The sequence below is a fragment of the Polaribacter huanghezhanensis genome (genome assembly GCF_030444335.1).
Taxonomy (GTDB): Bacteria; Bacteroidota; Bacteroidia; order Flavobacteriales; family Flavobacteriaceae; genus Polaribacter; species Polaribacter huanghezhanensis.
In genome coordinates, this window is the sequence record NZ_CP128595.1 from 462,472 (window position 1) to 474,147 (window position 11,676).

Below are 11,676 nucleotides of genomic sequence, written 5' to 3' on the forward strand. Positions count from 1 at the left end.
CGGTTTTTGTTTTATTTTTTTGAAGCTTACCCTCCAAAGTCATCAAATCGGATGTGCTCATCTGGAATACCAAAATCTTCTCCCATTTTTTGTACTGCTTGATTCATTAATGGAGGCCCACAGAAATACAATTCTAAGTCTTCTGGAGTTTCGTGATGATTCAAGTAATTTTCTATTACACAGTTATGAATAAACCCTACAAAACCATCTCCTTCTGTATCATTAATATCTTTTTTCTTTGTCCAATTATCCGATTCTGTAGGATCAGATAAAGCGATATAGAATTTAAAATTCGGAAAATCTTTTTCTAAAGCTCTAAAGTGTTCTATATAAAATAATTCTGCTTTAGAACGTCCTCCGTACCAATACGTAACTTTTCTACCTGTTTTTAAAGTTCTAAATAAGTGATATAAATGCGAACGCATTGGCGCCATTCCAGCTCCACCACCAACATATAACATTTCAGAATCAGATTCGTTGATGAAAAATTCTCCGTAAGGTCCAGAAATAGTACACTTGTCACCTTTTTTTAAGTTAAAAATATACGAAGAAGCAATTCCTGGGTTTACATCCATCCATCCACCTTTTGCTCTATCAAAAGGAGGTGTTGCAATACGTACATTTAACATAATTTCTCTTCCTTCCGCAGGAAATGAAGCCATTGAATATGCTCTTTCTACAGTCTCTGTGTTTTTCATCACCAAAGGCCATAATTTAAACTTATCCCATTCTGGTTTAAATTTATCTGGAGTGTCATGCTCTTCTGGATGCGCAGTAATATCCATGTCAGAGAAATTCACTTCACATTCTGGAATTTCAATTTGAATATATCCTCCTGCTTTGTAACCCATGTCTTGTGGAATTTCCACAACAAATTCTTTAATAAAAGTGGCTACATTATAATTTCTAACAACCACTGCATCCCATTTCTTAATTCCAAAAATTTCTTCTGGAATAGAAATATCCATGTCTTGTTTTACTTTTACTTGACAAGATAAACGCACTCCTTGCGCTAATTCTTTACGTGTAAAATGAGGCGTTTCTGTTGGCAATGCTTCACCTCCACCAGAATTTACGTGACATTCACATTGAATACACGTTCCACCACCACCACAAGCTGAGGGTAAAAATATTTTTTCTGCTCCTAAAGTTGATAATAAAGTTCCTCCAGACCCAACTTCAATCGTTCTTTCTCCATTGATCGTAATTTTAACTGGACCAGACGGAGATAGTTTTTGTTTTACAAATAACAACACTGCAACCAATAACAAAGTTATTACTAAGAATGCAGCTACTGTAGCTGTAATTGTTCCTAATGTACTTGCCGCTAATATCATTATTCTTTTATTTCTTTAGAGTTATTCGCTAATTCTTTTTTCTTCACCTCTTTAGCTTTTGCATCTTCTTTGATTATTTTAACAGCTTTTTCAGTTTTTGGAGCTTCTTTTACTTCTTCATCGCCACCTGTTAACATTCCTCCAAAACTCATAAATCCAATTGCCATTAAACCTGTTACAATAAACGTAATTCCTAATCCTCTTAAAGGAGCAGGAACGTTAGAGTATCTAATTTTCTCACGAATTGCTGCAATCGCTAAAATTGCTAAAAACCATCCGATTCCAGATCCAACACCATACGTTAAGGCCAAACCTAAAGTTTGAATTTCACGAGATTGCATAAATAATGATCCTCCTAAAATTGCGCAGTTTACTGCAATTAATGGTAAGAAAATACCTAATGAATTGTATAAAGAAGGTGAAAATTTTTCTACAATAATTTCTACCAATTGTACCATGGTTGCAATAGTTGCAATAAACATGATGAATGATAAGAAACTTAAATCGTACTCTGCATATTCTGGCCCTAACCAAACCAATGCGCCTTCTTTTAAAATGTATTGATCTAACAACCAGTTTAACGGAACGGTAACGGCTAATACAAAGATTACCGCAGCTCCTAAACCAACAGCTGTAGATACTTTTTTAGAGACAGCAAGGTACGAACACATTCCTAAGAATGTTGCAAAAACCATGTTGTCTATAAATATCGATTTGAAAAATAATTCTATATGTTCCATTTATTTTAAGTTTTCAGTTTCAGTACTCAGTGTTCAGTTAGCTTTTTACTGCAAACTGTAACTGCTTACTGACAACTAATTTAGTCTTCTATTAATGCTTTATTTCTACTACGTTGCACCCAAATAATAATTCCTAGTACAATTAATGCCATTGGTGCCAATAACATAAATCCGTTATTTTCATATCCGTAAGCATAAACGCCTGTTTTTTCGATAGGATCTCCTAATATTTTAAATCCTAATAAAGTACCAGAACCTAATAGTTCTCTAAAGAAACCTACAAGAATTAAAATTAAACCATAACCAGCAGCATTTCCAATTCCGTCTAAGAAAGATTTCCACGGTCCATTTGCCAACGCAAAAGCTTCAAAACGCCCCATAATAATACAGTTTGTAATAATCAATCCTACAAAAACAGATAAGGTTTTACTTAATTCGTATGCAAACGCTTTTAGAATTAAATCAACAATAATTACTAAAGCTGCTACAACAACTAGTTGTACAATAATTCTAATTTTTGAAGGAATGATATTTCTCATTAAAGAAATAACTACGTTCCCTAACCCCAACACAAACAGTACCGCTACAGCCATTACAATTGACGCTTTTAATTCCGCTGTAATTGCCAATGCAGAACAAATACCCAATACTTGTATTGTAATTGGATTGTTATCCGTTAGTGGATCTTTGATTAATGCTGCGTCTTTTTTTGATAAAAGTCCCATATTAATTTAATTTTAAAGTGTTAAAGAATGGTACGTATTTTTTCAACTCTGATTTAATCATAGCTGAAACTCCATCACCAGTAATCGTTGCTCCTGCAATAGCATCAACTTCATTATCCGTTTTATCTATATTTTTTGGATCGTTATTTCCTTTTGCAACTTGAATTCCTTTAAATGCGTCGTTGTGCATCATTTGTTCTCCAGTAAAATCATCCATAAAGAAACGTTGTTTAATGTTTGCTCCCAAACCTGGAGTTTCTCCTTTATGGTCAAAATAAACACCTTGTACAACCATGTTTTTGTCCATAGCTATATATCCCCAAATAGCATCCCAAAGTCCTTTTCCTCTAATTGGAACGATGTAAAATGTGTTTCCATCTTTTTCTCCAACAAATAAAGGAAGTTTTCTTTGTTTGCCTTCTTTCTCTAATGATTGTTGCTTCTTAACATCAATCAAATAGGGTTCTTGTTTATTGTTTTCAGCCATATATTCTTCACGATTTTGTTGCTTAACAACTTTTCCGTTTTCAGTAACTAAAACCAATTGCTCCTTAATATATTTAGAAAATACATCTGCTACTTTATTTTTAGAAACAAAGATTGCACTAGTTTCATCATTTTCATTTACGCCCATTGCGTATAAAATATTTTGCTGCTTTTCGATTCGTTTATTTTCATCGATTGCTGGTTTCAATGACGATGAGAAAAACGCTAATAACGTTCCTACTACTAGCACCATTCCTACTGCGAATAGTATTGTATATAAATTACTATCTGTTCTCTTACTCATATCTAGGCAGTTTTAACTTTAGCACGTTTTAATCTTCTTTTTACATTTCCTTGAACCACATAATGATCAATTGTTGGAGCAAATACATTCATTAATAGAATTGCTAACATAACTCCTTCTGGATATGCTGGATTGAATACACGAATCATAATTGATAAAAAACCAATTAAGAAACCATAAATCCATTTTCCTTTATTTGTTTGTGATGCTGTTACCGGATCAGTTGCCATATACACAGCACCAAAAGCGAAACCTCCAATTAATAAATGATGCCAGAATTCTGTGCTCATTAAATCGTAGAATTTACTGCTTTCTCCAATCCATCCTTGGTCTACAACTCCGTTGAATATTAATCCCATTGCCAACGCTCCTAAAGAAGCACTTAACATAATTCTCCAACTTCCTATTTTTGTAAATATTAAGAACAACGCTCCGATTAAGATAAGCAAGGTTGATGTTTCTCCAACCGAACCTGGAATAAATCCTGCAAACATGTCCCAAGTAGAATACACCATTTCTTTTCCTTGCGCTAAAGTTCCTAAAATAGTTTCTCCAGAAATTGCATCAGCAGCTCCTATTTTTTCAACCGCTCCGGTTACCCAAACTTTATCTCCACTCATCCAAGTTGGATATGCAAAAAATAAAAATGCTCTAATGGTTAAAGCCGGATTTAAAATATTCATTCCTGTTCCACCAAAAACTTCTTTTCCGATGATAACACCGAAAATTACAGCTACCGCTAACATCCAAAGTGGAATATCAACAGGAACAATTAAAGGAACTAACATTCCTGTTACCAAATAGCCTTCTTCAACTTCGTGATTATTAATTACTGCAAAAATAAATTCAATCAATAAGCCAACTCCGTAAGAAACGACTACTAATGGTAAAATTTTAATTGCACCGATAAGGAAGTTATCTAAATTCCAGAATTGCCCACTAAAGAATGACATTCCTGAAGTAAAGTTTCCGTTTACTGCAACATTGTGTTGAAAACCTGCATTAAACATACCGAAAATTAAACATGGCACTAAAGCCATAATTACAATATTCATGGTACGTTTTAAATCGTCTGCCGCTTTGATATGAGTTCCTCCGTGAGTAGTCTCATTCGGCAAATATAAAAAGGTATGGATTGCGTTAAACGCAGGCGCCATTTTTGTCCCTTTATATTTTTCTTTTAAATTATGTAAATTTTGTTTTAAGCCCATAATCTTATCCTAATTCTTCTCTCATTAAGTCCAATCCTTCTCTAAGAATTTTCTGATGAGGTTGTTTTGATACACAAATAAATTCTGTTAAAGCAAAATCTTCCGGTGCAACTTCATACGCACCTAAAGCTTCCATTTCGTCTAAATCTTTATACATACATGCTTTTAATAATTGCATTGGATATATATCTAACGGAAAAACTTCTTCATAAGAACCCGTAACTACAAATGCTCTGTGCTCTCCGTTTGTGTTGGTATTTAAATCGTATTTTTTCTTTGGATTTAGCCAAGAAAAAGTAAATGCTCTCGTTGTAGAAATTTTATTAAAAACGGGTTTGTTCCAACCAAATAATTCATAATCGTCTCCTTCTGGAATTGCCGTGATTTGATTGTCATAATATCCTAAATTTCCATCCAAAGAAACTTGGAAACCAGACAATACATTGCCACTAATTATTCTTGCTTTTTCTTCTTTCAGATTCCCTTTTACAACAGTAGAAATTGTTGCTCCTGGATATGCTGTAACATATTTTGGTTTAGAAAACTGAGATCCTGTTAATGCAATAGTTCTTTTTGCATTGAATTTTCCTGTCAACAACAATTCTCCAATTACAACCAGATCTTGTGCAGAAACAACCCAAACAACTTCTCCTTTATTAATCGGATTTACTTGCGCAATTTGTGTGCTTACATTTCCAATAGGATGTGGACCAACCAAACCGTGTAATTCTGCTCCTTTTACTCCATTAAATGGCGATAAATTAGCCCCTTTAGAAATAGAAACATGTACTTTTCCTTCGGTTAATTTTCCTAAGGCAGTAATAGCTTCTTGAATTTCCGCTTCTTTTCCTTTGAGTGCATAATCTAAATCTGCCGCTAAAGGTGCGCTATTGTATCCAGAGATAAAAATAGCTTTCGGAGCCTGATTTGGATTTGCAACAACATCATACGGTCGTTGTTTTACAAAAGGCCAACAACCTGAAGAAAGTAAATGTGTTTTTACTTCTTCTCCAGACATTTTAGCTGCCTCTTTTTTACCAAAATCTGCAAACTGCTGTGAAGCATCTGCTAAGATTTTAATTTCTAATACTTTTCTTCTTTCTCCTCGAATAATATCTGTTACTTTTCCGCTGACTGGCGAAGGAAATAAAATGCGCTCATCACTTTTTGAAAAAAATAGTGAATCACCTGCTTTTAATTCTGCTCCAATTTTAACGGTAAGTTTAGGTGTTATTCCGTGAAAGTTTTCTGGCTTTATTGCATACACCCCACTAACATTAATAATTGCTGTGGTTTGTTCTGCTTCGCCAACAAGTTTGATATCCAAACCTTTTTTTATACGGATGTCTTTTGACATAGTAAATATGACTTTTAATTATCTTAAAAAAACATGCAAATTTATAAATTTTACGAATGTTCCGCAGCCTATTTAAGGTTTATCTTATCTAAATCACCTTATTTATATTAATTCTAAATAATGTTTGTTTCTACTAATTTAATATTTAGTACGTTTGTATAAATACGGGCAATATTATCTTTTAAATCCCCAAAAATAGTACGATGAGAAAAAAGAATTTTTTAGCAATCTTATTTCTTTCTGTGTGGATGTTTTCTTACGCTCAAAACAATATCAAAAGCGTTCAGCTTAAACCTTTTGGCGCAACTAATTTTGCTGCAATTGTTCCTTTAGGAAAAACACTATTGCTTTCTTTTGATGATTTAGATGCAGATCAAAAAGCATATTCTTACAAAATACAACACATGGACTCTGATTGGAAACCAAGCAGCATTTCTACCAATCAATATATTGTTGGATTTAACCAAAACAGCATTTTAGAATACGAAAATTCTTTTAACACCTTACAAAATTACACACATTATAAAGTTGAAATTCCGAATGAAAACACCAAAATAACTAAAAGCGGAAATTATCTTATTTCAGTTTTAGACGATGCTCAAAATAGTATTTTCTCGAGAAGATTTACCTTGTACGAAAGCAAGGTTTTAGTTGGTGCTACTGTAGAAAGGAAAAGAAATACACAAATCACAAATCAGCAACAAATAGTGCATTTTACAATTAATTATAACGCGAACGAAATCAAAAATCCTTCGCAAGAAATTAAAACTGTTGTCTTACAAAACAACATCTGGGAAACAGCGATTTCAAATTTAAAACCGCAGTTTTTCAGAAACAATCAATTGGTGTATCAATACTATAATAAGACTAGCTTTTATAGCGGAAATGAATATCTGAATTTTGATAATAAACAAATAAGAAATAGCACAGTTCAAATTGCACGTGTAGAAAAAAAAGACATTTATAACGCATATTTATATCCGCAAGAACCCAGAAAACTAAACCCTTATACGTATTTCCCAGACATAAACGGACAGTTTGTCGTCAGAACTACAGAAGGAAACAATCCGTTTACAGAGGCAGATTATGCAATAGTTCATTTTTCGTTAGATGCTGATGAAATTCCAACAAAAGAAGTTTATGTGTACGGCGCTTTTAACGATTTTAAAACAACTCAAGAAAACAAAATGACCTTTAATTCTGAAACAAAAAAGTATGAAGTTTCTATCTTGTTAAAACAAGGGTTTTATAATTACACATTTGCTACAAAAGGTAAAAACAACACTATAAATACCCACGAAATTAACGGCTCTTTTTATCAAACAGAAAACGAATATACGGTGCTTGTATATTACAAAGCTTTCGGCGAAAATTACCAGCGCGTTATTGGAGTTGGTAGTGCAACAACACATCAACAATAATAAAATGCAGTAATTTTTCTCTATTTCTCTAAAGTTCTTATATTTGGTACGCTAACTTTTCTGAAAATTGTATGGTACAACAAATTACAAATGGCATAAAAATATCTGTTAAAACAGCATTTAATGGCGTTATTAATAAAGGACTAAACTCTTTTAATGCGTTTAGTTATGTTATTAATATCGAAAATGAATCGAGTGATATTGTACAATTACTAGAACGTTTCTGGGAAATATCTGATGCTTTAAATGACAAAGAATTTGTTGTTGGCGAAGGCGTTGTAGGGCAACAACCAATCTTAAATCCAAACGAACAATACACCTACCAATCTAATTGTTTTTTACTTGGCGATTCGGGCTCTATGAAAGGCACTTTTAAAATGATCAATAAAAAAACAAATACCTTTTTTCAAGTAATCATCCCTACTTTTCAACTATCAACCTCTTCATTACTTAACTAATGAAAGTACGAATTAGGAAAAAAAGCAATAAACCAGCAAAGATTTTAGACGCTGAGTGTTTTAATTGCGGACATCCTTTTTCTGGTCATGAAAAATTTTGTCCTGAATGTGGACAAGCAAACAAAGACAAACGCATTACATTTGGTAGTTTTTTACACGAATTTTTTAACGGATTTATTTCTTGGGATTCCAAATTCTGGACCACTATTGTTCCGCTTTTAACTAAACCAGGCAAAGTTTCTAGAGATTATATTGATGGAAAAAGACAACGTTATGCAAATCCGTTTCGTTTTTATTTATCAGTTTCTGTACTTTTCTTTTTAATGCTTGGAGCCACAGAAAGTTATGATACATTTAAAGAACTTAGAACAGGAAAAACGACAAAAAACAAAAGCTTAAATGATCGGTTTAATGATACTTCAAAAACGTTAGACTCTCTAGATTTAAAATCAAATTTAAAGGATGCTTTAAAAGATGTTGACTCCATAAAAAGAGAAGAAATTTTAAACGCCATTTCTAAAGCAAACTTAGATTCTCTTAAAAATAAATCAACAAGTTCAGGGCATCTCCGAATAGGGACTTTCCCAGATGCGAGTAACTACTTTTTCTTTCAAAAAAAACATCCAGAATTAGACATAGAAACCGCATTGGATAGCTTAAAAGCAGAACATACTTTTGTGAATCGTTTTATGTATAGTAGGTTTCAAGCTGTTGATAAAATATGGAAAAATGATGAAAATAGAAAGCAATTTACAAAACAAGTAATCTCTTACGTTTCAATTTCTTTATTTGTTTTATTGCCTTTATTTACGCTCTTTTTAAAACTCTTTTATGCGAGAAGAAAATTTACCTATGTAGAGCATTTAATCTTTGTTTTTCATACTCAAACTGTTTTCTTCTTATTGCTATCGCTTTTTTATCTTATCAATTATATAAAATACAATGAGTATATAACAACCATCTTTTTGTTGCTCTTTATAATCTACTTGTTTTTGGCAATGAAACATTTTTACAAACAAGGTTATTTTAAAACCTTTCTAAAATTTATACTCATAAATATAAGCTTTTTCTTTGCTTCTTTATTCGGATTTGTATTTATAGCGCTAATTGCGTTTGCTTTTTATTAACTGATTTTTTCGTAATTCAAGGCGATGTTTTGATCACTTTTTTTAACAGAAGTAATACTAACTGTTTCAACATAACTACGTTTCATTTTTGGTGAATTTTCTGGAGTTCCGAATTCAGAATTGTGATGAAATTTTAAAATTTCTTCTTGTGTAATTCCCTTTTGATTTGCCAACCAATCAGCAAACCACCCTTTTCGCAATTCTTTTTCTTGCTGCGTATATAACGTTGATGAAGACCAAATTTTGGGTTCGTTTTTTAATTTAGAAAAATGTTGTTGTGTTCCGTCCCAAACCAATTCGTATGCTTTTAATTTGGTGTTCCAATCTAACAATACAATTGTAAATGGTTCTATTCCTATAAAATCGAAAGTGGTAATATAGTTTTCAAAATCGTCCGATTTTAAAATAGCTTTCACAATAATTCCTCTGCTCATTTTATACAATGCTTCACGTTCGTGAATTTCAAATCCGCCATTTAACAAACAAACCAATCTGTTTTTATCACTTAAACCAATCCAAGTTCCACCAGCCAATTCATCTTTTGGATAGGTTAGTTTTACACCATCTTCAAAATACTCTTTAGGCTCCAAGGTTTTTCTTGATGGTTGCTCATCTCTATTAGAAGTCAATATAAAATCAGATTCACCAATTGGCAAATACGTAACTGTACACATAAATAGTATTTGTTTTTGTTAATTTACAACTGGCTGTCGAGTTCATAAAACTAAAAATAAGTTGTAACTTTGCACTTCAAAATTAGTCGATTAAAACTTAAAATCACACAAAATGGCAAGAGGATTTTTTAAAGTTCCAACAGCAGTAAACGAGCCCGTAAAAGGATATGCTCCAGGATCTCCAGAAAGAACAGAATTATTAGCAATGTACAAAACAATGTTCAACAGCAATATTGATGTACCAATGCATATTAATGGTGAAGAAGTAAGAACAGGAAACACTAAAAATATTACTCCGCCACACGATCATAAACATGTAGTTGGTCAATATCATACTGCAGATAAATCGCATGTAGATACGGCAATTTCTACTGCTTTAGCTGCAAGAGAAGCTTGGTCTTCTGTAAGTTGGATGGAACGCGCTTCTATCTTTTTAAAAGCAGCTGAATTATTAGCAGGACCCTATAGAGCAAAAATGAATGCTGCAACCATGATTGCACAATCTAAAAATGTACATCAAGCAGAAATTGATGCAGCTTGTGAAATGATTGATTTTTTCCGTTTTAATGTTCAATACATGACGGATATTTTTAAAGATCAACCAGATTCTGCACCAGGAATATGGAACAGAGTTGAGTACAGACCTTTAGAAGGATTTGTTTATGCAATTACTCCGTTTAACTTTACTTCTATTGCTGCAAACTTACCAGCAGCAGCAGCTTTAATGGGAAATGTGGTGGTTTGGAAACCTTCTGATCATCAAGCATATTCTGCACAAGTAATTGTAGATTTATTTAAAGAAGCTGGTTTACCAGACGGCGTAATTAACGTTGTTTATGGAGATCCTGTGATGATTACGGACACTGTTTTAGCTTCTCCAGATTTTGCTGGATTACACTTTACAGGATCTACACATGTTTTCAAAAATTTATGGAAACAAATCGGAAACAACATCAATATTTACAAAACATATCCAAGAATTGTTGGAGAAACTGGTGGAAAAGATTTTATCTGGGCACACAATTCTTCAAATCCGTTACAAGTTGCAACTGCAATTACAAGAGGTTCTTTTGAATATCAAGGACAAAAATGTTCTGCTGCTTCAAGAGCGTATATTCCTGCTTCCATGTGGGCAGAAGTAAAAGGGCATTTAATTGCACAAGCAAGTGAAATAAAAATGGGTTCTCCAGAAGATCCATCAAATTACGTTAACGCAGTAATTCACGAAGGTTCTTTTGATAAAATTGCAAGTTTCTTAGACGCTGCAAAAAAGGATGCGGATGCAGAAATCATTATTGGTGGTGGTCACGATAAATCTGTTGGATACTTTATTGAGCCAACTGTTATTGTAGCAAAATCGCCAACGTATAAAACAATGTGTACGGAGTTATTCGGTCCTGTAATGACAATCTACGTTTATGAAGATGCAGCATGGGAATCTTCTTTAAAATTAGTGGATGAATCTACAGAATATGCATTAACTGGAGCCATTTTTTCTACAGATAGATATATTGTTGAAAAAGCTTCTAAAGCGTTAGAAAACGCTGCTGGAAACTTTTACATCAATGACAAACCAACTGGTGCTGTTGTTGGTCAACAACCATTTGGTGGAGCAAGAGCTTCCGGAACAAATGACAAAGCTGGTTCTGCACAAAACTTATTACGTTGGACATCTGTTCGCTTAATCAAAGAAACATTTGTAACTCCACAAGATTATAAATATTCGTATTTAGGATAAGAATAAAATAAAAATTCTATTTAAAACCTCATCAAATATTTGATGAGGTTTTTTTTACCATAAAATCCAATCATCTCTTTAACATTATTGAATCTCAA

11 protein-coding genes are annotated in these 11,676 nt (G+C 33.0%); 4 read left to right on the forward strand and 7 right to left on the reverse strand.

What is annotated here, in order from left to right:
- Nucleotides 1-26 precede the first annotated feature (26 nt).
- From nqrF to KCTC32516_RS02255, 6 genes are all read right to left on the reverse strand, one after another.
- Nucleotides 27-1,337: an NADH:ubiquinone reductase (Na(+)-transporting) subunit F gene (gene nqrF / locus KCTC32516_RS02230; RefSeq protein WP_301401714.1), complete on the reverse strand. Its 1,311-nt coding sequence runs from the start codon at nt 1,335-1,337 to the stop codon at nt 27-29.
- Entirely contained in the window at nt 1,337-2,077 is a 741-nt protein-coding gene (nqrE, locus tag KCTC32516_RS02235) for an NADH:ubiquinone reductase (Na(+)-transporting) subunit E (protein WP_301401715.1), read from the reverse strand. The genes nqrF and nqrE overlap by 1 nt, the downstream gene beginning before the upstream one ends.
- 80 nt (nt 2,078-2,157) lie before the next feature.
- Nucleotides 2,158-2,802 (reverse strand): NADH:ubiquinone reductase (Na(+)-transporting) subunit D, encoded by a 645-nt coding sequence (locus KCTC32516_RS02240; protein ID WP_301401716.1) that lies wholly within the window; start codon nt 2,800-2,802, stop codon nt 2,158-2,160.
- A 1-nt stretch (nt 2,803) separates the two neighbouring features.
- Nucleotides 2,804-3,592 (reverse strand): Na(+)-translocating NADH-quinone reductase subunit C, encoded by a 789-nt coding sequence (locus KCTC32516_RS02245; RefSeq protein ID WP_301401717.1) that lies wholly within the window; start codon nt 3,590-3,592, stop codon nt 2,804-2,806.
- A gap of 2 nt (nt 3,593-3,594) precedes the next feature.
- Nucleotides 3,595-4,803: an NADH:ubiquinone reductase (Na(+)-transporting) subunit B gene (locus KCTC32516_RS02250; protein ID WP_301401718.1), complete on the reverse strand. Its 1,209-nt coding sequence runs from the start codon at nt 4,801-4,803 to the stop codon at nt 3,595-3,597.
- Between the two features lie 4 nt (nt 4,804-4,807).
- Nucleotides 4,808-6,160 (reverse strand): Na(+)-translocating NADH-quinone reductase subunit A, encoded by a 1,353-nt coding sequence (locus tag KCTC32516_RS02255; protein ID WP_301401719.1) that lies wholly within the window; start codon nt 6,158-6,160, stop codon nt 4,808-4,810.
- Between the two features lie 203 nt (nt 6,161-6,363).
- On the opposite strand from KCTC32516_RS02255, the gene KCTC32516_RS02260 reads away from it, so the two are divergent.
- The 3 genes from KCTC32516_RS02260 (at nt 6,364) to KCTC32516_RS02270 (ending at nt 9,166) form a co-directional block, all read left to right on the forward strand.
- The gene (locus tag KCTC32516_RS02260; RefSeq protein WP_301401720.1) at nt 6,364-7,581 is read left to right on the forward strand and encodes a type IX secretion system plug protein; all 1,218 of its coding nucleotides are present in this window, start codon (nt 6,364-6,366) and stop codon (nt 7,579-7,581) included.
- A 71-nt stretch (nt 7,582-7,652) separates the two neighbouring features.
- Complete coding sequence (gene apaG / locus KCTC32516_RS02265; protein ID WP_301401721.1) at nt 7,653-8,039, forward strand: Co2+/Mg2+ efflux facilitator ApaG/CorD; 387 nt, start codon at nt 7,653-7,655, stop codon at nt 8,037-8,039.
- Nucleotides 8,039-9,166, forward strand: a complete 1,128-nt coding sequence (locus KCTC32516_RS02270) for a DUF3667 domain-containing protein (protein ID WP_301401722.1) — start codon at nt 8,039-8,041, stop codon at nt 9,164-9,166. The genes apaG and KCTC32516_RS02270 overlap by 1 nt, the downstream gene beginning before the upstream one ends.
- Here the strand turns inward: KCTC32516_RS02270 and KCTC32516_RS02275 are convergent.
- Complete coding sequence (locus KCTC32516_RS02275) at nt 9,163-9,840, reverse strand: NRDE family protein (RefSeq protein WP_301401723.1); 678 nt, start codon at nt 9,838-9,840, stop codon at nt 9,163-9,165. The two genes, KCTC32516_RS02270 and KCTC32516_RS02275, sit on opposite strands and share 4 nt — an antisense overlap.
- A gap of 112 nt (nt 9,841-9,952) precedes the next feature.
- Between KCTC32516_RS02275 and pruA the strand changes: the two genes are divergently transcribed.
- Nucleotides 9,953-11,578 (forward strand): L-glutamate gamma-semialdehyde dehydrogenase, encoded by a 1,626-nt coding sequence (gene pruA, locus KCTC32516_RS02280; protein ID WP_301401724.1) that lies wholly within the window; start codon nt 9,953-9,955, stop codon nt 11,576-11,578.
- Nucleotides 11,579-11,676 lie beyond the last annotated feature (98 nt).

Excerpts from the sequence above, each read along its gene's own strand:
- KCTC32516_RS02245 (WP_301401717.1), bottom strand. The coding sequence starts at position 3,592 with ATGAGTAAGAGAACAGATAGTAATTTATATACAATACTATTCGCAGTA.
- KCTC32516_RS02260 (WP_301401720.1), top strand. The coding sequence starts at position 6,364 with ATGAGAAAAAAGAATTTTTTAGCAATCTTATTTCTTTCTGTGTGGATG.
- nqrE (WP_301401715.1), bottom strand. The coding sequence starts at position 2,077 with ATGGAACATATAGAATTATTTTTCAAATCGATATTTATAGACAACATG.
- nqrF (WP_301401714.1), bottom strand. The coding sequence starts at position 1,337 with ATGATATTAGCGGCAAGTACATTAGGAACAATTACAGCTACAGTAGCT.
- pruA (WP_301401724.1), top strand. The coding sequence starts at position 9,953 with ATGGCAAGAGGATTTTTTAAAGTTCCAACAGCAGTAAACGAGCCCGTA.
- KCTC32516_RS02250 (WP_301401718.1), bottom strand. The coding sequence starts at position 4,803 with ATGGGCTTAAAACAAAATTTACATAATTTAAAAGAAAAATATAAAGGG.
- KCTC32516_RS02275 (WP_301401723.1), bottom strand. The coding sequence starts at position 9,840 with ATGTGTACAGTTACGTATTTGCCAATTGGTGAATCTGATTTTATATTG.
- KCTC32516_RS02255 (WP_301401719.1), bottom strand. The coding sequence starts at position 6,160 with ATGTCAAAAGACATCCGTATAAAAAAAGGTTTGGATATCAAACTTGTT.
- KCTC32516_RS02240 (WP_301401716.1), bottom strand. The coding sequence starts at position 2,802 with ATGGGACTTTTATCAAAAAAAGACGCAGCATTAATCAAAGATCCACTA.
- KCTC32516_RS02270 (WP_301401722.1), top strand. The coding sequence starts at position 8,039 with ATGAAAGTACGAATTAGGAAAAAAAGCAATAAACCAGCAAAGATTTTA.
- apaG (WP_301401721.1), top strand. The coding sequence starts at position 7,653 with ATGGTACAACAAATTACAAATGGCATAAAAATATCTGTTAAAACAGCA.